This window comes from Paenibacillus thalictri (genome assembly GCF_004307995.1).
Classification (GTDB): domain Bacteria; phylum Bacillota; class Bacilli; order Paenibacillales; family NBRC-103111; genus Paenibacillus_AF; species Paenibacillus_AF thalictri.
Genome location: NZ_SIRE01000021.1, coordinates 1 through 21,642, shown reverse-complemented (window position 1 = coordinate 21,642; position 21,642 = coordinate 1). Strand labels below are relative to the sequence as shown.

Genomic DNA, 21,642 nt, shown 5'->3' with positions numbered 1-21,642 from the left:
CAATGATATTATTCGCTGTATTCCGGGTGCGGCACCGGCATTCCTTTGGGCGGCACATAACCGGTTAGGCCAAGCCGCTTTTTTGTCTCCTGCTGGAACTGCTGCGCCCGCCGGTCGACCGCCTCCGGGTCGCAAACGCTGCGGAGCCGCGAGTCGCAAGCCTCAAGCGCCTGCCGCAGCTCCTCGGAAGCCGACGCGGACGGATACAGATCGTGCATTTCGCGAGGATCCGCAGCAAGATCAAACAGCTGAGGCGCGAAACCGACGTAATATACGTACTTCCATCTCTGCCAGCGAATCATATACATGCCGCTGGGCACTCCGTGAGCGTGATATTCACTGAATGCAAAGTCGGCTCGCAGCGGGTCATGTTCTCCGCGGGCCAGCGGCAGCAGCGAACGTCCGGGCAGACCGGCAGGCGGCTCGATGCCGCGCGCATCGCAAATCGTCGGGAACATGTCGAGCAAAGACACCGGCGAATCGATGATTTGACCGCCGGGAATGCCCGGCCCTTTCAAGATCAAAGGCACGCGGGCCGATTCCTCGTACATGCAGCACTTCCACCACAACCCGTGCCGGCCGAGCTGCTCGCCGTGATCGCTTGTATACACGATCAGCGTATCCTCTTCTTGCCCGATTTCCTTCAGCGTTTGCAGCAGCCGGCCGATGTTGGCATCCAGCTCCTCCGTCATCGCGTAGTAGCCGACGTGCGCTTTCCTCAGCGTTTCCGGGTCGACGACATCCCCGCGAAAATGGCGGCGCAGCTGGCGCAGCGGCTCGTTCAGCTCGGGAAATTCGCTTCGCGCCGCGGGCGCCATATCTTCGTCCGTCACCAGCTTGTCATATTTGTTCCACTTCTCCTCCGGCGCGATAAACGGGAAGTGGGGATTCAAGAAGCCGACATACATCACCCAAGGTTCGCTTGCGCCTTGGCGGCCCCGCAGCCATTCCAGCGCCGCATCGCGCACCCGCTCGTCAAAAGAAGGCTCGGTGCGGATGCCCATATGTTTAAAACGCAAATCGTTGCCCATCTCGACGTCGCGATCCCGGAAGAAACTCTCGAATTGCGGGTTATTGCGCGGTCCCCACAACGTTGCATCAAGCCCTTCATATTGGCCGTCAGGATGCAGATCCAGCTTGCCGAAGCTGGTCAGCCGCTCGCCGTGGCGGTGCAAATGATTCGCCATATCGGTGGAGCGGCCGTCATACGGCGTCGCGTTATCCCATGTTCCCAGCGTATGCGTATACTTCCCGGTAAAAAAACTCGCCCGCCCCGGCGTGCAAAGCGGACTTGGCGTATAACAGCGGGTAAACGCCGTTCCTTCCCCCGCCAGCCGGTCCAGCACCGGAGTCTGGACCTTGTTATGTCCGGCAAACCCCATCGTTTCGCCGGAATGCTCGTCAGACATAATAAAGAGCACATTCATGCCGAAACACCCCTTCTCTTCTTCCGATTATCCTTTGATCGCGCCGATCATAACACCTTTGACAAAATATTTTTGCACAAAAGGGTACAACACCAGCACGGGAACGCTCGCTACGATAATCAACGCATATTTGATGCTCTCCGCAAGGAATATGCTTTTGTCCGAGCCAAAGCTGTCGGCGGCGAGCTGCGCTTTGTTCTGGATCAAAATATCCCGCAGGATGAGCTGCAGCGGGAACATTTTGCTGTCCCGCAAATAAATCAATGCGTTAAAATACGAGTTCCAATGCTGCACTGCATAGAAAAGCACCATAACGGCCAAAATCGGCTTCGATAACGGCAGCACCACACTCCAGAACGTGCGCAGGTTGGTGCAGCCGTCCATCTGCGCGGCCTCCAGCAGCTCGTCGGGAATGCTGTTCTGGAAATAAGTCCGCATGACGATCAGATTGTAAGTCGCAATCGCGTTTGGAATGACCAGCGCCCAAAACGTATTGTTCAAGTGCAAATCTTTGACCAGCAAATAAGTAGGGATCAGCCCCCCGTTAAAAAACATCGTAAACGTGATGATAAACATAAAGATGTTTCTGCCGGGCAGCGTTCGCCGCGATAACGAATAAGCCGCTACGGTCGTCAGCAGCAAATTGATGCATGTGCCGATCGTCGTGTACATGATGGAATTGCGGTAGCCGCTCCATACCTGCTTGTTTTTGAATACCTCGTGATACGCCTCTGTGTTGAGGCCGGCCGGCCATAACGTAACTTTGCCGTTCAGCACAAGCACCGGATCGCTGATGGAGGCGATGACCACAAAGTAAATGGGAAACGCCGTAACGACAACTACGATGGCCGCAATTACGTACAGCAGCGTATCGAACAGCCGGTCCCCCGGAGCAAAGCTGCGTGAATCCATGAAAAGTCCCCCTCTACCATAAGCTTGTGTCGCTTTTCCAGCGGGCAATCCGGTTCGCCACAATAAGCAAAGCGAAGTTAATCAAGGAATTAAACAGGCCGATCGCTCCGGTAAAGCTGTATCTGGCCTGCTGAATCCCGGTTGCATAAATGAAAGTCTGAATAATGTCCGACGACTCGGCGTTTAGGCTGTTTTGCATCAGCAGCGTTTTCTCGAAACCGATATCCATCACATGACCGATCCGCAAAATAAACAAAATGATGATCGTTGGTGCGATGCCGGGGATCGAAATATGCCAAATGCGCCGCAGGCGGGATGCCCCGTCTATTTTGGCCGCTTCATAAAGCGACGGGTCGATGCCGGACAAAGCGGCAAGGTAGATGATCGCCGCCCAGCCCGCTTCCTGCCATACGCCCGTGGAAACAAATACGGTGCGGAACCAGCCCGGACTTTGCATGAAAGCAACCGGCTCCATGCCAAGTGTCTTCAGCAGCAGGTTAACAATACCCGTGTCCTGGTGAAGAAACGTATACGCCATGCCGGCAACAACAACAACCGATAAAAAGTGCGGCACGTAAGTAATATTTTGCAGCACCTTTTTGACCGCGGTGCCTTTGATTTCATTGATGAGCAAAGCCAGTAAAATCGGGATCGGAAAACCAAACACAATATTGTACAAGCTGAGCAGCAGCGTGTTGATAATCAGGCGCGAGAAGTAATACGCCTGAAAAAATTCCTGAAAATACTTGAGGCCGACCCACGGGCTGCCGTTGATCCCCTTCACCGGGTTGAAATCTTTAAATGCAATCTGCACGCCGTACATCGGGATATATTGGAAAATAACGTACCAGGCCAGCGGCAAAGCAAGCAGCGCATAAAACTCCCAATGTTTGACGAGGCTTCTGGCCAGCGAACGCGATGGATTCATGTCTTTAGCTCCTCTCCCAAAAGGATAGAAAGAAGAGAGGCCGATCGAGATGGGCCTCTCCTTTCATCCCGTTACTTGTTGTAGCTGTCCAGCGCTTTCTGGAAGAAGCCTTCGTATTCCTTGATGCCAAGCTTCTGCAACGTCTGTTTGTATTGCTCCCACTTGTCGTCGGCTACGCCGTCGACAATAAATTTCGATACCGACTCACGCACGAATTTGTTAATATCTTCCGTCATCGCGCTGTACTTCTCGGCAATCGCCGGCTCCATAAGCGGCGCGCCGTATACCGTCTTCGGCATGATGGCGTCGATCTTCTTCTGTCCTTCCATAATGGCGGGGGTGGTGACCGCTACCGCGTTCTTATCGTTAATGACGTGTGGCGCACCGGCCCCCGGCCAAATGGTCATGTCGCCGATCGCGAACTGGATGCCCCGGCTGTCCTTCATAATTTGATCTGAATAGACGAGATTGCCGTCTGCATCCTTGCTGTATGTCTTGCCTTCGATACCGAAGCGCAGGAAAATCGAGCCCTCGTCTCCATAGAAGTAATCGACCCAACGCATCGTCGCTTCCGGAGATTTGTTTTTGTTCGTAATCGCAAACGAGCCCAGGTCACGTGCGACCGCTCCGGCATTCGCAACCGGATCGCCGAATGATGACTTCGGATATGCAAAGGTTTTGAAAATTTTCGTGTCCATTCCGACATCGGTCTGGTTGAACGTCATGCCGACTTTATTCGCCTTGGTCATGGCATTCAGCTTGGCGATATCAAGCGTAAAGCTGTTGTTGTCAAGCAGCTTTTCCTTGTACAGCTTATTCAGGAACACCAGCATGTCCTTCAGACGGTCGCTGTCATACCAAAGCTTGAACTTGCCTCCCTCAATGCCGCCGGACGTGCCCATCTGGAGCGGCAGCCCCCATATGCCCGCCAAACCTCTCATCGTAGCGTTCGTAAACATATTGCCGGTAGCGCTGGCCATATCGATGGCGAACGGCACCGCATCCGTTCCTTGGTTGATTTCCTGGAATTTCTTTAACGTTTGGTACAATTCATCCGTCGTCGTAGGCGCTTTCAATCCTGCTTTGTCAAGCCACTGCTGATTCATCCACAACTTCTGGGTACGGGCCGCAGCCTGAGTTACAATTGTCGGCAAAGCATAAATATGTCCGTCCGGAGCTGTAACCGTTTTCTTCGCGTCCGGATATTTTTCAAACAGCGCCTTCAGGTTAGGACCATATTTGTCGATCAGCCCTTCCAGCGGAATGAGTGTGCCTTGTGTTCCGTACTTCAGCTGCTCCTGCGCGGAGATCCCTGAATTGATAAAAGCGTCCGGCAAATCGTTGGAGGCAAACAGCAAATTTTTGCGCTCATCGAAGTTCTGCATCGGATAAACTTCGTATTCGACCTTGATGCCGGTTTTTTTCTCGTATTCCTGCAAGACCATCATATCTTTCCATTCGCCGTGCTGCGGGTTTTTACGCGCTACAAATCGGAGCGAAACCGGCTGGTTGACGATGGGAAATCCGGTCGCGTTCAAGCCCTTTGCTTCGCTGCTTGCCCCTTCTTTGGCCGAGGGCGCGGCCGCTTGCTCCTGGCTGCACGCGGACAATGCCGTTGACGCCAGCATGAATGCGGTCAGACCGATTGCACCCCGTTTGCTTAATTTGCTCATGATTGGAACCACCCTTCTGTATGTGAAGATGATCTTATTCTATCGCCCGTTGAAGCTTCCCGGGCTGCACGATTTTGTCCAAGGACTGTACAATTTTGTCCAACCTGCAGCAAAAACCGCCAGGAAAAATGGCCTGACGGTCCCTTTCATAAGCTATCGGGGCGTTTGGCGGACGGTTCCCCTTCATGAGTCCTGCTCGCGTTTGGCCGCCTGCTGCGGGGTTTGTCCCGTAATTTCCTTAAATACGCGAAAAAAGTAACTGTAATTGTTAAATCCGACCTTCTCGTATACTTCCTTCACGCTAATCTCTCCGGATTGCAGCAGCTTCATGCCCGCTTCGACACGGATCCGGTTGATGTATTCCACCATGCCGACGCCCGTTTCGCTTTTGAACAGCCGGGATAAATAAGCGGGAGACAAGTTAAGCTGCTTGGCCGTCCGGTCAAGGCCGATTTCCTCGTGATAATGATGACGAATAAACTGGATGGCCTGCTGTACGTAAGGGGAATAACTGGGCTTCTCACCCAAAGCTTGCGACAAATACGTAAATACGCGTTTGAGCTGCTCGCCGCTTTCCGCCGTATCTTCGCATAAGGCAAGCTGCTCCAGCCTGGCTTCCAGCACATCCAGCTGCTGGAACCCGATCTTCACCGCGACTTTCCGCGCCAGCGACATCAGCTCGCACAGCAGCAGCCGCAATCGCGCATCATTCGCCGACCGCCCCAGCACAGGCTTCAGCACCTCGTCCAAAATCATGCGTATCTCGTCTTCTGCCGCGCCAATAACGGCTGTAAGCAGCTGCTTCTCCTGCTGAATAGAAAACAGCTGCTCATGCGCATCGCTGTTTGACGTCATTTCGGCAGGCGCATTGACTTCCATCCCCGACATGTAGCGCAGCTTTTCCGTCACTCTCGCATACATCTCCGGCAGCAGCCCGGCGCTGGTGCATACTCCGGCAAGCTGACAGGCCGTCTTTACGTTGAGCAGCAGGTGCAGCGAGCGCGATACGGCCCCTTCCAGATGGCTCAGCTCCTGATAAATCGCACTTTCGCTGCGCACCCCGGCGCAGCCAATTAGAATGACAAACCTCCCGTGATCGATATAAACGGCGCAGCCGTGCTGCATCGTTCCGATCGACTGTTGGCATATATCAAGTACGGACTGAATAAATTGGCTTCTTTCGGTATCCGTTTTCCCTTGGGACAATCTGAAGAAATGAGCGATTTGGATGACAAGCAGCGCCGATCTCGATCCGGTGTACGGATACGCGCTCATCCATTGCTGAACCGCCGGGCGGTATCCAAGCACAAGCTCACGGACAAACTGCCTCAGCAGCGGGGAGTAGGAATCTTTCCTCTCCGTTTCGGTGCGCTCTTCCTCCCGCTCCCGGGCCCGGTCTTGTTCCAGTTCCTTGCGGATCGAGCCTAATACAAGCCGCAAGTTGTCCGGATTCAGCTCATGTTTCAGCAAGTAATCGGAGGCGCCGCTTTTTAACGTATTTTTTACATAGTCAAATTGATCGTGGCTGCTGATGACAAGCATCCGGATTTGCGGTTCGTGTGCCGCGATATGCCTCGCCAGCTCAACTCCGTCCATGCCGGGCATTTGAATGTCCAGAACGACCAGATCGGGCCTCTCCTCTTTGATCATCTCCGCAGCCGCCAGCCCGTTGGCCGCTTCGCCGACCAGGGTATAACCGATTTCCTCCCAATTGACCAGATGACGCAGCTCCCTGCGCACGAGCCATTCGTCGTCAACCAACAGTGCCTTCCAGCTCATGCCCCTCCGCCTCCTCTTCACCCGGTTGTTTTTTTGTCATGGGCAGTCTGACCTCCACCGTCGTCGAGCTGCCGGGATCGGAATAAATCGTCATGCCGTAACGCTCTCCGTAATACAGCTTGATTCGCTCCTGCACGTTGCGGATACCCACGCCTGATCTCATCCCTTGCAGCCCGCTTCCTCCCCCATGCTGCAGCGCGCGCTGCACCTGCTCCTCCGTCATCCCGACGCCGTCATCGTGAACGATGCAAACCATATCCTCCTGGTCCTGGAAAATCTCGACATGAATCGTACCGCCATTTGGTTTGGGTCCGATGCCGTGCAGCAGCGCATTTTCCACAATCGGCTGCAGCGTAAACTTCAATATTTCACAATCTTCACAAGCCGGATCGGACGAAATCGTATATTGTAAAATTCCGATATACCGGTATTTCTGTATCGTCAAGTAATGAGTTAGCAGCGCAAGCTCCTCCCGCACCGTGATCTTCTCGCTATGCTGGCTCGTGATGCCGCGCAGCAGCGTAATAAACGAAGCGGTCAGCTCTTCAATGTTGGGCGTATGCTGGATGTTGGCGAGGTACCGGATCGTATTCAGCGTATTATAAATAAAATGCGGATGGATTTGCGACTGCAGCGCCTTGAAATCGGCCTCCCGCTTCTGCCGTTCCCGCTCTTCCACATCGTTCATCAAATCCCGGATCCGCTGCATCATCGTTGTAAACGCAGCGCTCAGCCTCCCTACCTCGTCGAACGAGCGCACTTCGGGTCTGGCGTTCATATCTCCCCGTTTGACCAGCTCCATCGCTTGCGTCAAAGCCTTCAAATTGCGCGTAATCTGCTTCGACAAGAGCATTGATACGACAAGCACAAGCACGTAAACGATCAGCAGAATCCGGATCATTTCGTCGCGTACGATCATCGTATCGCGAAGCAAATCGGACTCGGAGACCAAAGCGATAATTTCCCAATCAGGAACGGGAATGTATTTGGTAAGCTGAATATACGTCTTGCCGGCGACCTGTACTTTCCGCTGCTCGATTTCATTGGATTTCGATGGTGACGTCCAGTATGCGCTATAAACGGTATCCTGAATTTTGCGGCCGATCATTTCTTTGTCGCGATGATGAATAATCGTGCCGTCGCTCGACACGGCCAGCAGCTCCATATTTTCGCTCGGCTGGCTGTAGAAGGTCGATTCAAACACCTCCTGGTTGATGTCGAGCACGGCGTAGCCAATTTTTTTCCCTTGGGCAAAAATAAGCTTTCCCGCTGCAACCAGGCCATTGCGGTATTCGACATACAACCGGCCGCGGTTCGGATCGGTGCGAAGCAAACGTTCACTCCACTCGTCTTCCCGCAGCTCCATCGTCGGATTGATCCCGCTTTGAAACAACTTGCGGTTGTCGAGGCCAATCACGGCGAGCCGGTCGATGTACGTATTAAACCCGCGCAGCGGCTGTAGAAACGCTTCCACTTTCTTGATCTCCTGAAACCATTCGAGAGTAGGAAACGTGTTGGCGGTCACGAGCGCCGAAGCAACATTATCCTGATCAAGCGTAACAACGGTAAGCACCCGCTCGATATCGCGGTTCAAATAAGCGAGTTTTTCCGCGGAATGGCTAAGCCCGTCGGAAGCGTATTGAATCGCATTGCGTTTGATCGACTCGGTTGTGTTGCCGTACATGTAGATCATGACGAGATACGTAGAAAGCACCGCAACCGTCAGGAGACCAAGAAAAATTTTGGTTTGGATACTTGTGATCCGGAACCAGGCTCCCCTCACCCGCTTCTCCTCCTATCTTGCAATCCGCAAATGGCAAGCCGCTTCGCGATGGCCATTCGATTCGGACATCAGTGTCCAATTTCGATTTACCCCTATTATAGCGAAAAATCGCGAAATATGCCGAAAGCGTTTTTTTAGGCAATCGGTTCCCGGCAATACGTACGATGCCGTGGCGGCGGCAGCACCTTCACATCTGTTTCAGGGCTTCCACTGTACGATTTTGCTCACCCTCGTCTTGTTCCGGTCAAAATTGTACAGCCATAAATGACAATACCTATAGTAAAGTAAGGGTAACACATAGGTTGGAGGGCATGTCAATGAAACCAAATATCATCGTTGTTATGACGGATCAGCAAAGAGCGGACGTAAGCGCAAGAGAAGGTTTTCCAATAGACACGACTCCGTTTATGGACTCGCTCGCCCGCAGCGGCGTCTGGTTCGATAAAGCTTATACGACTTCACCTATCTGCGTAGCGGCCCGCTGCAGCATGCTGACGGGCCGTTATCCCGGCGCCCACCGTGTACGGGAAAACGGAAGCGTTCAGCATATCAGCTACACTCACGATTTGTTTGACATCATGAAAAAACAAGGTTATGCGACCGCGCTGATCGGAAAAAATCATTCGCATCTGAAGCCGGACAGCGCTTCAATTGACCATTATTTTGGTCTGGAGCACTATGGAGACGCCGGACCGTTTCGCAATGAGGACGAAAGGGCGTTTATCGAATGGCTTAGCCGGTGCTCGGTGAACCAGACGGAACCTGCTCCTTTTCCGCTACAAAGCCAAAATCCGTACCGGGGCGTGACGGAAGCGCTCGAATGGATCGAAGGCGTCAAAGAACATCCGTTTTTCTTATGGTTAAGTTTTCCGGAACCTCATAACCCTTATCAGGTGCCTGAGCCGTATTATTCGATGTTCCCGCCGGAAACGCTGCCGCCGCTTCAATCCTCCGCGCAAGCGCTGGAAACCAAAGGTTTCAAATGGCAGTGGTGCCGCAAGCAAGGAGAGCACTTCAATCCGGCTTTTGACGCCGACATCGGCCGTGTCCGCTCGAATTATTTCGGCATGCTGCGTTTGCTCGACGACCAGCTGCGCCGTTTTGTAACCGGACTGGAGTCCCAAGAGTTGATGAAAAACACGATCCTTGTTTTTGTATCGGATCACGGGGATTTTGTCGGAGAATACGGTCTGATCAAAAAAGGCCCGGAGCTTCCCGATATCCTGCTGCGCATTCCGATGTTCTGGATAGGACCTGGGATTCAACGGGATGAACGGCCTCATGCTGCGCATGTTTCCTTGGCCGATCTCATGCCAACGTTATGTGAAGCGGTTGGAACGGAAATTCCGGCAGGCGTGCAAGGCAGGAGCTTGTGGCCGCTATTGACCGGAGCGGAATATCCTGCGCAGGAATTTTCCAGCGTGTACGGTGAACATGGCTTTGGCGGGTTGGAATTTTCGGAGGAAGACGGACTGGACATCAGCCGTTTTGGCAAGCGGACCGAAACGGAGCAAGGCGCCATCGTCCGGTTTGATGAGCTGAACACGGTGACTCAGGCAGGTTTCATGCGAACGGTCCGTAAAGGAGACTGGAAGCTGAATGTGAGCATGCAGGGCAACGTGCAATTGTATCGGATCAGCAGTGATCCGCTGGAATTAAACAACCGGCACGGCGAGCCGGATACGAAGGATATCGAAGCGGAGCTCTTCCACGAGCTTGTCATATGGATGATGCGCAGCCAGGACCCGCTTCCCTATCCCGGCCAATATGCGTATAAGAAGGACGCAAGAAACTATTTGGCGCCATATTCGATCCGCGGCTGAAGCTAGAACAATAATTCGGGAAAACAAATCAGGGTTTCAGTCATATGGCTGAAACCCTTGATTGCTATTATGCCCTCGAGAAGACTCAAGCCCCTACGGCTGTTAGGCAAACCTTGCACTTCGAGTACTTGCTTTAATGATCCCAATCAAGTATTATGTTAATAAAGTATCTTGATAATCAAGTATTTCGTAAAAGAAATACAATTCAAATATAAAGCGAGGCGAATTCTTTGGCAGACGACCGACAAGATCAGCCCACAAAGCAGCAGGAAATCTTTACAATGCGCATGCGCGGATTGGGTAATCGAACGGTGCTTTATCAGCAATGTGCGGCGTCCTGTTTGGGACTTTACAATAATGATTTTTTAGCCGTGGATATTCTGCATGAAAAAGGTCCAATCACAGCCGGGCAATTGTCGAAACTCACCGGGCTTACGACAGGCAGCGTTACCGCTTTAATCGACCGGCTTGAAAATAACGGTTATGTTCGCAGGCAAAACGATCCTAATGACCGCCGTAAAGTAATCATTGTTCCATTGTATGAACAAAAAGAAGAAGTCAGCAGCACATACCTCCCTCTTCATACAGCGATGGTCAAGTTGGCTTCCAGCTATACGGATGAAGAGCTTGAGCTTATTTCAACATTTTTAGGCAAAGCTAGCGAGGTATTGGAGGAGCAAATTCAATATCTTCATTCAAACGCACGCAGCAAATTTTCTCCGTGACGAATTCCGCAAGTAAATCTTTTACCGATAAGGGTGAGCAAAAGATGAGTATGTTGGTTCTATATGCCACGAAAACCGGAGCAACAGAGCAATGTGTAAAAGTGTTGGCGGACGAGCTCGTGCACTGCACGACTTGTAACATTGAAGCGGAAAAACCCGCGTTAGAAGATTTTGATCATATTATTCTCGGGGCGGGGGTAAGAGACGGAAAAATATATAAGCCCATTCGGGACTTTATCAAAAAAAATCGTAGCGAGTTACTAAAAAAGAAAATGGGATACTTTATTTGCAATGAAAAACCGAAGGAAACAGAAGAAATAATAACACGAAACATTCCCGAAGATCTGAAAGAAGCAGCTATCTGCATAGCATCGTTTGGCGGTTACAAGGCTTATGCTGCGCCTAAGGAAGGCACCGATCAATTAAAAGGAATTTTTGTGGATCATATAAAATCGTTTGCTGAGAAATTCAAGACCCTCTAACTTGACCGCGCCAAAAAAATCAGGGTAGATATTGGCTTACGAGCCCAGGTTTCCATAAACCGGACGGCGTTACCGGCTGCAGCAAGCTGCGGTCATGCCTCAACAATAAATAAGGGTTTCAGCTGCATAAGCTGAAACCCTTATTTATTCCTGATGCGCTCGAGAGGACTCGAACCTCCACGGCTGTTACCCCACTAGAACCTGAATCTAGCGCGTCTGCCAATTCCGCCACGAACGCAAATATGAAGTGAACAGTGACTATAATATCACGGTAACCTAGACGGTGTCAACGGTTAGTTTCTGGACAAACACCCCTCCGTTTATATACAATGAATAGGTACCCGGTCAGCAGGGAAACAATATAACATGCTAAGCAAGCAGCAAGGAGCGATGGATATGAAGAAATGGTTGATGATCATGATGACTGCCGCAGTGCTCGCAAGCGCCGGTTGTTCATCGAATTCAACAGGTACGCCCAGTTCTACTAAGCAGCAGGAAGCCGTTATCACCAAAGCCGCCTTCGATAAGATTGAAACTGGCGCCACTTACGAAGACGTGCAAAAAATTGTTGGCGGAGCAGGACAAAAAATATCCGAAACCGGCAAGCAAGGCGAACCCGATTATACCGAAACTTATCAATATAAAGGCGACAAACCGAACTCGAATGCCAAATTTACGTTCCGCGACAAAAAGCTTTCCAGCAAATCGCAGAGCATGCTGGATTAGGCATAACGATTTTACGTTACCCATCCAGACACCAAGCCGTGGCGCTTCTTCTAGAAGCCGTCGCGGTCTTTTTTTCTATTTTATGCAATAAGTGAATACAAGCCATCCGACCAGTCCCCATATTGGAAGCGTAAACAATATGCCGTAGACCGTTCCTTTCAGCGCAGATCCTTCTTCGGACATAGCCTATCCCTCATTTCAAAATTAATAGCTGTGGGATTATAGTATATGCACGCTTATAGCAAAAATTCAGTGCTTATCTGTTCCGGGCTGAATATAATTTTACGAGGAACACATCTTCCTGCGGAGAAGGGGTCGATGTCTATGATGCTCGTTCAGTTGCTCGCCGGTATATTGATCGCATGTATTCTGTGGGGGTTATTCCGGCTTACGTTTAAGCTGCTGCTTTGGGGATTCGCTGCAACGTTCCTGCTGCTGCTCATCCCCGGGGGTATGCTGCTGCTGGGCGGATTTGGTTTATTGCTGCTATCGCTGTTTGCGACGCTGGGCGTGTTGTTTTTGTGCTCGCTGCTGCTGGGGCCGCGATAACCCGGGTACCGGTTGACTACCCCTCCCGGTAAGCTTGCAAAGCCTGCTGAGCCATGCCGCACAGAAGTTCGCGGTTGGTTTGCTCCGGCACTTGAAAAAGCTTTGTTCCCAGCATGGTGCCTTCACGCTGCCCGCTCGCCAGCAATATGACCTCACCTTGCCATACATCCTCCTGTGTGCCGGCAACCACTTTTAACACATGGTGTTGATCTAAAGGAATATATTCCATGCCGTCGCCTCCATACAAGTAGATTGCCCTGGCGTATGACATTAAATACCGAGCCCGTCGGTACTTCTTTCCTGCTCGTAGGGCTGATACCGGTAGCTCCTCTTTAGCTTGACCATATTGCGGTTTCGCTTGCGGATCACAACCGATTCCTCGTCCCATGCCACGACGTAACCACGCAAGTCGTTTTCCGGGCTGGCATCCCGCACTACGCGCAGCAGAATTCCATCCAATCGGTACCGATCCAGTTGTTCATCGGAAATCATTCGCTTGTAACCTCCTCTTATCGGCGACTGCTTAAGCTGCCCGCAAGTCCCGCCAGCTCTTTGACGGTTGCAGGAACAGCTTCATCCAGAAATTTTCTTTACTCTTAATAAAAAGACCCTCGCTTTAGTCTTCAGCGCGGGTCTTTCATGTATTCAAGGCATTACACAACTTTGGTATCGTTTGTCTCAAACCAGTAATCAAGCACCTTGCTGGACATGACCCGCTTCTTGATATAATCGACCTGCTGAGCGGAGAACTGCTGCTCCCATTCTACTTTCAGCTCCGTGCAGAGCTTCACGATAGTGAGCAGTTCGGACCAAGCCACATACCTTTTGTACCAGAAAAATTGAGGATGCTCGATCATATAAGGATACAAGTCATCAAATTCGGTATGCTTGCAATCCAGGGCACGCTCGAAATGAACCTTCGCCTCGGACAGCTTTGTCATTAAAAAATCGTTCGGAATGATAGCCTCGCCCATGGTACTGCCTCCTCTTTTACGTTGCGTACATTTTATACGTACATTATAAAGGAAAATCAATAACTAGGGAAGGCGGCAACGCTTTGAAAATAATTCATGCCTATTCGAAAATAATGTTGCCGTTCTCCATGGAAGCGATTTTGACAAGAGATTCCACATGGATGCCTTCTTCGCGAATGGAACGTCCTCCGGATTGGAACGTTTTTTCCACAGCGATGCCCACTGCGGCAATTTCCGCGCCGGCCCGGCGAATGACCCGGATTAAGCCTCTAGCGGCATCCCCGTTGGCAATAAAATCATCGATGATCAGCACCCGTTCGCCTTCCCGCAAGTACGCCTTGGATACCATTATATCGGTAACAATCCCTTTGGTGAACGACGGCACCCGTTCGCTCCAGGCGTCGTCATCGGTTGTCAGCGTTTTTTTGCGGCGCGCGAAGACAAGCGGCACGCCCAGCTCCAAAGCGGTGGCAAACGCAATCGGAATACCCGATGATTCGATTGTCATGACTTTATCGACGGCTGCTTCACGGAACCTGGTGGCAAACACCTTGCCCATTTCCAGTGTCAGCTGGGGATCGACTTGATGATTTAAGATGGAGTCAAGCTTAATGACATCCTTTGATATGACAACGCCAACTTCCAATATTTTATTTTTCAGTAAATCCATAAACAACCTCCGTATGACATCATTCTTTCAGATAACTTAACATAACAGAAAACTGAGTTTCAAGTACTATCCTGTAAATTCATACAATTTACGATTATTCCGAAAAGTATCATACGGACATAAGCAGCAAATTTTTGAATTTTTTTCTAAAAAGGTGCAACTTTTAGCCTGTTTTTCCGTCTATAATGGTGTAATGATTAGAAAAACGGTCCTTGGCCGTGAAAACTGTTTTCAGAAAATCAAATGCTGCCAATTTCTAGAGAATATGCTGAATATGTCAGCCAAGCGGTCTTTGTGAAAGTGACGGCAAACGAGTAAGATAAGAAATGTTGCAAGTACCCCCTTAGCCGAAAGGATGATGCGTATGAACAGAGCAAGGCAACTGATAACAGGCGCAGCCATTCCTTTCCTAGTTATGATGCTCATGTCAGGCTGCAAACAATCCCCTGAGGAACAGCCTGTAGCGGAGAAGCCGATTATCCAGGTGAAAGACCTGCCCGCTTTGACCGCAGATGCGCCCGCTCATACGCAAACAGTGACACCGCTCGACGTTGCCCCGCCATCTGCCGACAAGCCGGCAGCAGCGAATGCAGCAGCCGATAAAGTCACGCTTTCCAGCTCCAGCGGCGGCGCGGACATTCCGGCCGACAAACCGCCGGAACCGGCTAAACCAGCCACTTCCGGCAAACCGAAAGTCGATGTGCAGGAAACCTACACCGTGGCCAAGCCCATCTTGATGGGACTTACGCTCAAAACATCGGCAAGCGATGTGGTGAAAAAGTTCGGCAACCCACGCGAGCAATTTTTGATGGATGATGAGATCGATCCGATGACGGTATATGATTATACCGATTTTATGGTCGGCTTTAATAAAGCGGAGCAGTTGATGTTTGTCGATGTCCGAAGCAGCGAAATCAATCCGGGTTTGAACGGGTTGAAGTTAGGCCAAACGACCGACGATGCATACAAGGCACTCGGGAAACCCGACACCAACACCAGTTACGTGCTGACCTATAAGTCGGAAGGCACAGTATTGAAGTTGGATGTCGATCCGAAAACAAAAACTATCAACTCAATCAAGTTGTTCTACGATAAATAAGCGCACATGCAAAAGGCTCTTCCGTTACCGGAAGAGCCTTTTGAGCGATCAGCGGAGCGATTGTTTTTTACGGTGCCTCATATAAATCAACGCCGCGACCGCAACGAGCACAATAATGACCGTTACACTTACCCCCATATACTTATGAACCAAACCCATCAGAGCCGGAGCATTCTGTCCGATAAAATGTCCCAAGGTGAGGAAGGTCAGCACCCAGACCAGTGCCCCGCTCCCCGCGTACAGCAAATATCTCCACAATCCGACACCGCTGACGCCTGCCAAATAACACGTAAAATGACGAACCCCCGGAACGTAATAACCAAACGCGACCGCCCACAATCCGTACTTCTTAAACCATCCCTCCGCCTTCTCAAGCCGCTGCGGCGTAAGTTTGATCCACTTGCCGTACCGGTACAAAACCGGCTTGCCGACCTTTTTCCCAAGCGTGTAACTGACCATCATGCCGGTCATCGCTCCGAGATAACAAACGATCAGCGATGTGCAGAACGAAAGCATGCCCAGTGAGGTTAAAGAACCTACTGTAGTCATCAATATTTCGTCAGGCACAGGCAACCCTACAATGCCGAGTGCGAGCAGTCCGAATAGAGCGATATATCCATATTGCGTTACCATGTCCACGATTTGTTCCTGCACGCCTGCACGCTCCGGTATGAAAGGTATCTATTTAAATCCAAAGTTAATTTTAGCAGAAAAAGTTGTTTTTGGCGAACGCTTGTCTTAAGTTAGAAATCTTAAGTCATGTCCCGCTTTCCCCCTACATACCTTGTACTAATGCAGGTGTGCGAAAGGCGGAGTCGAGGCTTGATGAAAAAAATAATCAGCATTGTTCAAATCAGCTTTACATATGCCGGAACGGTTGTGGGAGCGGGCTTTGCCAGCGGGCAGGAAATCCTGCAATTTTTCACCCGCTACGGCTGGATGGCAACACTCACGATTGGACTCGCCAGCGTTATGTTCGTTTGGCTGGGCATCAAAATGATGCTGCTGGCCCATCGGGTCGGCGCGACTTCATACGAGGATATGAATGTGTTTTTATTCGGGCCGAAGTTCGGCAATTGGATCAGCTTGTTTACACTTGTGATCTTATTTGGCGTAACAACGGTCATGCTGGCCGGCGCCGGTTCGATTTTTGCCGAGCAGCTCGGCAGCTCTTATCAGCTCGGTCTTGCGATCACCTTAGTGCTTGCTTATTTCGTGCTGAGCAAAGGCATGAGCGCGTTAATGATGGTTAACACCATCGTTGTTCCGATGATGATTTTTTTCAGCTGCGCTTTAGTATGGTTCACATGGGACAAACCCGGAGCCGAAAACTGGCTCCATATGGGCAGCGATTCCCCCGTTCGGGCCGTATGGTCGGCTCCGTTTCTATACTGCGCGTTTAATCTCGCGATGGCCCAAGCGGTACTTGTCCCGCTTGGCGCTCAGACGAAAGACCGTTCCGTGCTGCTCTGGGGCGGCATTTGGGGCGGAGCCGGCATCGGGCTGATGCTGCTTGCCGGGCATTACGCCCTGGCGGCGCAAATGCCCGACATCTCCCAGTTTGACATCCCTATGGGCAACGTGATCAAACGGCTTGGACCGGGGTTGCAGGCGATGTTTATTCTGATCATTTACGGCGAAATTTTCACGACCTATGTCGCCGACGCCTACGGTCTCACACTCCAATTAAAGCAGCGCTTCTCCATTCCGCAGCAGTTCGTAATTATCGCTATCCTTGTCTTAAGTTATATCGTCAGCCAATTCGGGTTCAAAACGCTGCTGTCATCTTTGTATCCTTTATTCGGCGCTGTCAGCTTGGCTTGGATGACTATGCTCATTTGGCGCAGGCACCCTGTCCGCCCGCATGAATGACAGTAGCATCGCAAGCCGCACCACCATAAAAAGCATACCCATGCATGTAAAAATGAACCCGCAAAGCAAATAGCCATAATGATACATGGGGTAGCTCGCCTGATCGCGGATAACGGCAACAACATCGGTAAGTAAAAAAACAAAACCAAGCGCAAACAAGATAAGCAGCGCCGCATCAAATACCGACCATTTGGTCAGATCGGGCAGCTTCGGTTGCGTACCGCCTTCCTTACGCCGCTGCACATAAACCCATGCTGTAAATACAGCGGCGCCGGTAACAAACAAACCGATGATTCCGGCAAAAATAGCAAGTATCGTATTCAAGTCGAAAGTCCTCCTTTTGGTTCAAATGCATCATCCCCGTGTTAATGCGGACACGAGCAGAAGCGTCACGATAAAGCTGACCGCAGGCAATACGCAGACGATGACGGTAAGCGTACGTCCCGTTACAGTTGGAAGAGGTCTCCAAATATAACGTTCAAGCAGCCTGCTGCCGGCCGGCTCGGGTTCGGACACCGGCGTCTCCTCCACAGCTGCTGGACGGTCAGCTTGATCCAGTCGAATCTTTCCTTTCTTCCAGCCAACCTGGTATGTAATTTCCCTGCCCGGTTTATGTTCGGAATTCACCTTGTAAGTCTCCTCTCCATTCTTACTCTATCTGATTATACTAAAGATTAGACTAAATGTTTTGTAAAATGCAATGGCAAGATGTCAACAACCGCCGTTCGGACTCCCGTAAAGGAGTCGTTTCTTGTATAATGGGAAAATATGAAAAGAGAACATGGAGGTGACGGTATGGGCACGGCAGAACATGAACAAGCCCGCGGAAACACGGTATTGATTACAGGCGGAGCGCAAGGTATCGGGAGAGCGCTCGCGCTTCGCTTTGCCCAAGAGGGCTACCAGGTATCGATTGCCGATACGGATAAGGATGCGGGACTTGAAGTAGTCAAACGGATCGGCAAAGAAGGCGGGCAGTCGTTGTTTGTATGTACCGATGTCTCAAACGAGCAGGATGTGGGGCGCTGGGTCAAAGTGACGGCACAGGAAATGGGACGGATTGACGCGCTCATCAACAATGCCGGGATCAGCAGCAACGGTCCGGTGCTGGAGCTTGCTGCAGAAGCGTTCGACCGTGTGATCGGCGTCAATTTGCGCGGAACTTTCTTAAGCTCGCAGCATGCGGCCCGTATCATGCGCCGCCAAGGCAAGGGCTGTATCATCAATATATCTTCTACCCGGGCGCTGATGTCCGAGGCGGATACGGAGGCGTATTCCGCTTCCAAAGGAGGCATTCTGGCGCTGACGCATGCCATGGCGGTCAGCTTAGGCGGATACGGCATCCGGGTCAACGCCATAAGCCCCGGCTGGATTGAAACAAGGGATTGGCAGAAGTCGGCGAACGCAAGCATCCCGGTGCATAGCGAACGCGACAAACTGCAGCATCCGGCTGGCCGGGTCGGACATCCGCTGGATATCGCCGCCGCTTGCCTTTTTCTCGCCGGAGATCAGGCTTCGTTTATTACCGGGCAAAACCTGGTGGTGGACGGCGGCATGACGGTAAAAATGATTTACGAAGAATGACGGCTGCACTATAATAAACTGCATATCAGCGGCTTTCACGAATAGCGCAAAAGGGGACAAACAGCATGTGGTTACTTTACGCCCTCGCCTCTGCGGCTTGCTTCGGAATGAGGGGCATTCTTTATCAATGGACGTCGCAAAGACGGCTGGACCGAAACCTGATGTTGTTTGGGGTGTACTTGTCCGGTGTCGTTATTGCGGTAGCAAGCAATGTTGTAGCCGGGCAAGCCTGGACGGCCGGGGCATGGATCGGCGTATTCATGGGACTTTTTTCATTTGGCGCAAACGCCGCGATGTACCGCGGTTACGCCGTCGGCAAAGCGTCGCTGATCGCCATATTGGCTTCATTGTCGCCGGTTGTGGCGGCAGGAGCAGCCTACGCCGTATTAGGGGAGAAGCTCAGCGGACTGCAGAGCCTCTCCTTTGGCATTATCATCATCGGGATTCTGATGATTCGTTATTCCAACGATATTTCGCTAAGCAATCTGCAAGGGGCCGGATGGGGCGTTCTGACTATGGTGCTGTTCGGGATGACGGATGCGACCACCAAGATGGCCACCTTGCACGGAGCTCAGACCATGCCGGCTTTAACGGTCATGTACGCGACCGGATCCGTCTTGTTTTTTCTCGCATGGCTGAGAGGAACATGGATGAGGCGCGGACAAGATACAAGCGCCAACGCGGCGTTAGCATCCGCTGCGGCCGCAGCCAAAGAATTGGCCGCAGCGGCCGAAAGCGGCGACGGCCGTACGAAAGCGGCAAGCCGCGATGCAGCGGACAATGCCGAACCGACTCCCGTTGTCGCGGAACGCACAACGGCGACGGCGGATCGCCGGCCGGCGCCATGGTCTTTTTCGCGGACGCTGCTGTGGGGGATGTTCGTCGGATTAACCAACATATTCGGCATGATGTTCGCTCTCCCTGCCTTCCGTGTCGGCGTAACCGGACTTGTCTCGGCGGTTATGGCCATGAGTGTGTTATTTGTGCTTTTGTACGCCCGGATCATCCTCAAGGAAAAGTTCAGCCGGCTGGAAATCGGCGGCATCCTCTGCGCCCTGCTGGGCATGGTTGCGATGCGGCTTGTCAGCTAGGAAGCTGACCGGCGAAAGCAAATCCGCGGATATGTATTCATCAGTGTGGTTATTGCGGGAAACGGATGGCATTCCACCGCTCGTGAAAACCGTGTTCTATACAATTTACCTTACGGTAAAAACGCAGTTTTCAAGGCGGACGTAAACTTTCCATACCATTCCCTTACCCTTCTTACACAAAGATGAATAAATCACTTAAATCATTACGTCGGACAGGCTCGTGCGCGGAGCCGCCGTGCTTCACAGCTCGATCAAGTGAAGTTCCGGCACAAGCCGGCGGGCTTCGCTGACCACATGCTCATGGCAGGTGAACATCAGCACCTGCTGGCGCTGCGACATCTCGCGCAGCGCCGCCAAGCTGCCCTGCAGCCGCTGGATGTCGAAGTTGACGAATATATCGTCCATGACAAGCGGCAGCTGGACATGCCGGGCATAGTCGTCAGCAAGAGCGAGGCGCATGGCCAGATAAAGCTGCTCGGCCGTACCGCGGCTGAGCTGCGACGTCTCCAGCATCTCGCCGCTCAACCGCTGCGCAAGCAAGGTTGTCTCGCCGATCGGCGAGACAATGCGGACAAACGTGCCGCACGTCAACATACGAAAGTATTCGGAGGCCCGCTGGATAACGGCGGGCTGTCTTTCTTTCTCGTAAAGCTGCTTGGTGCTGGCAAACAACGCGGAGCACATGGATAACGCCGCGTACCGCAAGGTCAGTTGCTTCAGCTCGGCCTTATGCTCTTCCAGCGTCTGCAAGCGGCTGCCCCGTTCCGCTCCTTCCAGCCGCTCCGCCTCCTGCTCCAATCTTGCGCATTGGGTTCTGGATGCCTGAAGATCCTCCTCCGCTTCGTTCCATTCCCGCTGCTTCACATCCTCGAGTGCGCTCAATCCCGGCTTATCATAACCCTTAAGCAGCTCACCTACAGCGCTTCCTTCGTCCGTACAACCCCAGCCGGCAAGCAATGCCGCCAGTTGGCTGCGCTCCTGCTCCAAGGTCTGACGTTGGGCATGCTGGCGGGCTCTGACCCGCAACTGCTCGGCGTCTTGTGCGTCTCCTTGTTCCAACAGCTGCCGCAGCCGGCGATCCAATCGTTCCAGCTGTGACTCGGCCAGCGACTGCTGTGCAGCCAGCTCCTCCCGTTGTTCGGCGGCATACCGTTTGGCTGTTTGGCCCCGCTCGTATTCGGCTGCGCGTTCCTTCCACAGCTTCAGCGCCGTTACCGGATCGCTTGCCGCGGCGCTGCCCAAGTGCCGGCAGACGGCTTGCTCGAATTGCGCGGCCTGTTCGGCCAACGCGTCACGCCGGGCGGCGCTTTTTTGCTTCTGCCGCACGAGCTGCTCCGCTTGCTCGGCCAGCTGCAGCTGCTCCAGCGTCGCCTCGGGCGACACCTCGCCGCCGAGGCGGCAGCGCTCGCGCCAGCTGCGCCAGCCCGCCCGCAGCGCGGCCCGCTCCTGCTCCAGCGCGCGGAGCGGCAGGGCGCCGGCGCCCTGCCGCTCGCGCAGCTCCGCTTCGCGGGCCGCCAGCTGCGCATGGCGCGCGGCCAGCTCGCG

Annotated in this window: 23 protein-coding genes and 1 tRNA gene; 9 read left to right on the top strand and 15 right to left on the bottom strand. The window is 52.3% G+C overall.

From position 1 onward, the window contains the following. Nucleotides 1–8: 8 nt before the first annotated feature. The 6 genes from EYB31_RS26545 to EYB31_RS26520 all read right to left on the bottom strand — a co-directional run bounded on the left by EYB31_RS26545 (nt 9) and on the right by EYB31_RS26520 (nt 8,502). Nucleotides 9–1,427, bottom strand: a complete 1,419-nt coding sequence (locus EYB31_RS26545; protein ID WP_131016466.1) for a sulfatase family protein — start codon at nt 1,425–1,427, stop codon at nt 9–11. Nucleotides 1,428–1,454: 27 nt separating this feature from the next. Next, complete coding sequence (locus EYB31_RS26540) at nt 1,455–2,339, bottom strand: carbohydrate ABC transporter permease (RefSeq protein ID WP_131016465.1); 885 nt, start codon at nt 2,337–2,339, stop codon at nt 1,455–1,457. 13 nt (nt 2,340–2,352) lie between these two features. Further along, a complete protein-coding gene (locus EYB31_RS26535) occupies nt 2,353–3,267 on the bottom strand; it encodes an ABC transporter permease (RefSeq protein WP_131016464.1) in 915 nt (304 codons plus the stop codon). A 71-nt stretch (nt 3,268–3,338) separates the two neighbouring features. Next, nucleotides 3,339–4,940 carry a type 2 periplasmic-binding domain-containing protein gene (locus EYB31_RS26530; protein ID WP_131016463.1) on the bottom strand — a complete coding sequence of 534 codons (1,602 nt, stop codon included), beginning with the start codon at nt 4,938–4,940 and terminating at the stop codon, nt 3,339–3,341. Between the two features lie 183 nt (nt 4,941–5,123). Then, entirely contained in the window at nt 5,124–6,719 is a 1,596-nt protein-coding gene (locus EYB31_RS26525) for a response regulator transcription factor (RefSeq protein ID WP_131016462.1), read from the bottom strand. Then, nucleotides 6,694–8,502: a sensor histidine kinase gene (locus EYB31_RS26520; RefSeq protein WP_131016461.1), complete on the bottom strand. Its 1,809-nt coding sequence runs from the start codon at nt 8,500–8,502 to the stop codon at nt 6,694–6,696. Before EYB31_RS26520 ends, EYB31_RS26525 begins: the two co-directional genes overlap by 26 nt. Before the next feature lie 317 nt (nt 8,503–8,819). Here EYB31_RS26520 and EYB31_RS26515 point away from each other — a divergent pair, with 317 nt between their 5' ends. The 3 genes from EYB31_RS26515 to EYB31_RS26505 all read left to right on the top strand — a co-directional run bounded on the left by EYB31_RS26515 (nt 8,820) and on the right by EYB31_RS26505 (nt 11,532). Further along, entirely contained in the window at nt 8,820–10,325 is a 1,506-nt protein-coding gene (locus EYB31_RS26515; protein WP_165452637.1) for a sulfatase family protein, read from the top strand. A 281-nt stretch (nt 10,326–10,606) separates the two neighbouring features. After that, entirely contained in the window at nt 10,607–11,050 is a 444-nt protein-coding gene (locus tag EYB31_RS26510) for a MarR family transcriptional regulator (protein WP_170318277.1), read from the top strand. A gap of 44 nt (nt 11,051–11,094) precedes the next feature. Then, nucleotides 11,095–11,532, top strand: coding sequence for a flavodoxin domain-containing protein (locus tag EYB31_RS26505; RefSeq protein ID WP_131016458.1), 438 nt, complete (start codon nt 11,095–11,097; stop codon nt 11,530–11,532). 154 nt (nt 11,533–11,686) lie between these two features. Here the strand turns inward: EYB31_RS26505 and EYB31_RS26500 are convergent. Continuing rightward, nucleotides 11,687–11,770 (bottom strand) — tRNA-Leu (locus EYB31_RS26500). A 158-nt stretch (nt 11,771–11,928) separates the two neighbouring features. On the opposite strand from EYB31_RS26500, the gene EYB31_RS26495 reads away from it, so the two are divergent. Both EYB31_RS26495 and EYB31_RS26490 read left to right on the top strand, forming a co-directional pair. Then, a complete protein-coding gene (locus tag EYB31_RS26495; RefSeq protein WP_240762898.1) occupies nt 11,929–12,258 on the top strand; it encodes a hypothetical protein in 330 nt (109 codons plus the stop codon). A 324-nt stretch (nt 12,259–12,582) separates the two neighbouring features. Then, nucleotides 12,583–12,807 carry a hypothetical protein gene (locus tag EYB31_RS26490; protein ID WP_131016457.1) on the top strand — a complete coding sequence of 75 codons (225 nt, stop codon included), beginning with the start codon at nt 12,583–12,585 and terminating at the stop codon, nt 12,805–12,807. A gap of 16 nt (nt 12,808–12,823) precedes the next feature. On the opposite strand, the gene EYB31_RS26485 is transcribed toward EYB31_RS26490, so the two are convergent. From EYB31_RS26485 to EYB31_RS26470, 4 genes are all read right to left on the bottom strand, one after another. Beyond that, nucleotides 12,824–13,078, bottom strand: coding sequence for a hypothetical protein (locus tag EYB31_RS26485; RefSeq protein WP_165452636.1), 255 nt, complete (start codon nt 13,076–13,078; stop codon nt 12,824–12,826). Continuing rightward, nucleotides 13,078–13,299 carry a hypothetical protein gene (locus EYB31_RS26480; RefSeq protein ID WP_131016455.1) on the bottom strand — a complete coding sequence of 74 codons (222 nt, stop codon included), beginning with the start codon at nt 13,297–13,299 and terminating at the stop codon, nt 13,078–13,080. Before EYB31_RS26480 ends, EYB31_RS26485 begins: the two co-directional genes overlap by 1 nt. 161 nt (nt 13,300–13,460) lie before the next feature. Continuing rightward, nucleotides 13,461–13,781, bottom strand: a complete 321-nt coding sequence (locus EYB31_RS26475; protein WP_131016454.1) for a hypothetical protein — start codon at nt 13,779–13,781, stop codon at nt 13,461–13,463. A gap of 100 nt (nt 13,782–13,881) precedes the next feature. Further along, nucleotides 13,882–14,451, bottom strand: a complete 570-nt coding sequence (locus EYB31_RS26470) for a xanthine phosphoribosyltransferase (protein WP_131016453.1) — start codon at nt 14,449–14,451, stop codon at nt 13,882–13,884. 364 nt (nt 14,452–14,815) lie between these two features. On the opposite strand from EYB31_RS26470, the gene EYB31_RS26465 reads away from it, so the two are divergent. Then, nucleotides 14,816–15,550 (top strand): DUF4309 domain-containing protein, encoded by a 735-nt coding sequence (locus tag EYB31_RS26465; RefSeq protein WP_165452635.1) that lies wholly within the window; start codon nt 14,816–14,818, stop codon nt 15,548–15,550. Between the two features lie 48 nt (nt 15,551–15,598). On the opposite strand, the gene EYB31_RS26460 is transcribed toward EYB31_RS26465, so the two are convergent. Continuing rightward, a complete protein-coding gene (locus EYB31_RS26460; protein WP_131016631.1) occupies nt 15,599–16,183 on the bottom strand; it encodes a DedA family protein in 585 nt (194 codons plus the stop codon). A 192-nt stretch (nt 16,184–16,375) separates the two neighbouring features. Between EYB31_RS26460 and EYB31_RS26455 the strand changes: the two genes are divergently transcribed. Next, the gene (locus tag EYB31_RS26455; RefSeq protein ID WP_131016451.1) at nt 16,376–17,422 is read left to right on the top strand and encodes a YkvI family membrane protein; all 1,047 of its coding nucleotides are present in this window, start codon (nt 16,376–16,378) and stop codon (nt 17,420–17,422) included. Here the strand turns inward: EYB31_RS26455 and EYB31_RS26450 are convergent. Next, nucleotides 17,348–17,746 (bottom strand): hypothetical protein, encoded by a 399-nt coding sequence (locus EYB31_RS26450; protein WP_131016450.1) that lies wholly within the window; start codon nt 17,744–17,746, stop codon nt 17,348–17,350. The two genes, EYB31_RS26455 and EYB31_RS26450, sit on opposite strands and share 75 nt — an antisense overlap. A gap of 30 nt (nt 17,747–17,776) precedes the next feature. After that, nucleotides 17,777–18,049, bottom strand: a complete 273-nt coding sequence (locus tag EYB31_RS26445; RefSeq protein ID WP_131016449.1) for a hypothetical protein — start codon at nt 18,047–18,049, stop codon at nt 17,777–17,779. A 168-nt stretch (nt 18,050–18,217) separates the two neighbouring features. Between EYB31_RS26445 and EYB31_RS26440 the strand changes: the two genes are divergently transcribed. After that, nucleotides 18,218–19,006 (top strand): glucose 1-dehydrogenase, encoded by a 789-nt coding sequence (locus EYB31_RS26440; RefSeq protein ID WP_131016629.1) that lies wholly within the window; start codon nt 18,218–18,220, stop codon nt 19,004–19,006. Between the two features lie 65 nt (nt 19,007–19,071). Then, nucleotides 19,072–20,097, top strand: coding sequence for an EamA family transporter (locus EYB31_RS26435; protein WP_131016448.1), 1,026 nt, complete (start codon nt 19,072–19,074; stop codon nt 20,095–20,097). A gap of 240 nt (nt 20,098–20,337) precedes the next feature. Here EYB31_RS26435 and EYB31_RS40385 read toward each other — a convergent pair. Continuing rightward, nucleotides 20,338–21,642, bottom strand: a 1,305-nt coding sequence (locus EYB31_RS40385; RefSeq protein WP_420819477.1) for an ATP-binding protein, incomplete at its 5' end; no start/stop codon positions are given.

Excerpts from the sequence above, each read along its gene's own strand:
- EYB31_RS26475 (WP_131016454.1), bottom strand. The coding sequence starts at position 13,781 with ATGGGCGAGGCTATCATTCCGAACGATTTTTTAATGACAAAGCTGTCC.
- EYB31_RS26525 (WP_131016462.1), bottom strand. The coding sequence starts at position 6,719 with ATGAGCTGGAAGGCACTGTTGGTTGACGACGAATGGCTCGTGCGCAGG.
- EYB31_RS26460 (WP_131016631.1), bottom strand. The coding sequence starts at position 16,183 with ATGGTAACGCAATATGGATATATCGCTCTATTCGGACTGCTCGCACTC.
- EYB31_RS26470 (WP_131016453.1), bottom strand. The coding sequence starts at position 14,451 with ATGGATTTACTGAAAAATAAAATATTGGAAGTTGGCGTTGTCATATCA.
- EYB31_RS26510 (WP_170318277.1), top strand. The coding sequence starts at position 10,607 with ATGCGCATGCGCGGATTGGGTAATCGAACGGTGCTTTATCAGCAATGT.
- EYB31_RS26480 (WP_131016455.1), bottom strand. The coding sequence starts at position 13,299 with ATGATTTCCGATGAACAACTGGATCGGTACCGATTGGATGGAATTCTG.
- EYB31_RS26435 (WP_131016448.1), top strand. The coding sequence starts at position 19,072 with ATGTGGTTACTTTACGCCCTCGCCTCTGCGGCTTGCTTCGGAATGAGG.
- EYB31_RS26505 (WP_131016458.1), top strand. The coding sequence starts at position 11,095 with ATGAGTATGTTGGTTCTATATGCCACGAAAACCGGAGCAACAGAGCAA.
- EYB31_RS26535 (WP_131016464.1), bottom strand. The coding sequence starts at position 3,267 with ATGAATCCATCGCGTTCGCTGGCCAGAAGCCTCGTCAAACATTGGGAG.
- EYB31_RS26455 (WP_131016451.1), top strand. The coding sequence starts at position 16,376 with ATGAAAAAAATAATCAGCATTGTTCAAATCAGCTTTACATATGCCGGA.
- EYB31_RS26465 (WP_165452635.1), top strand. The coding sequence starts at position 14,816 with ATGAACAGAGCAAGGCAACTGATAACAGGCGCAGCCATTCCTTTCCTA.
- EYB31_RS26485 (WP_165452636.1), bottom strand. The coding sequence starts at position 13,078 with ATGTCATACGCCAGGGCAATCTACTTGTATGGAGGCGACGGCATGGAA.
- EYB31_RS26530 (WP_131016463.1), bottom strand. The coding sequence starts at position 4,940 with ATGAGCAAATTAAGCAAACGGGGTGCAATCGGTCTGACCGCATTCATG.
- EYB31_RS26495 (WP_240762898.1), top strand. The coding sequence starts at position 11,929 with ATGAAGAAATGGTTGATGATCATGATGACTGCCGCAGTGCTCGCAAGC.
- EYB31_RS26440 (WP_131016629.1), top strand. The coding sequence starts at position 18,218 with ATGGGCACGGCAGAACATGAACAAGCCCGCGGAAACACGGTATTGATT.
- EYB31_RS26540 (WP_131016465.1), bottom strand. The coding sequence starts at position 2,339 with ATGGATTCACGCAGCTTTGCTCCGGGGGACCGGCTGTTCGATACGCTG.
- EYB31_RS26515 (WP_165452637.1), top strand. The coding sequence starts at position 8,820 with ATGAAACCAAATATCATCGTTGTTATGACGGATCAGCAAAGAGCGGAC.
- EYB31_RS26490 (WP_131016457.1), top strand. The coding sequence starts at position 12,583 with ATGATGCTCGTTCAGTTGCTCGCCGGTATATTGATCGCATGTATTCTG.
- EYB31_RS26545 (WP_131016466.1), bottom strand. The coding sequence starts at position 1,427 with ATGAATGTGCTCTTTATTATGTCTGACGAGCATTCCGGCGAAACGATG.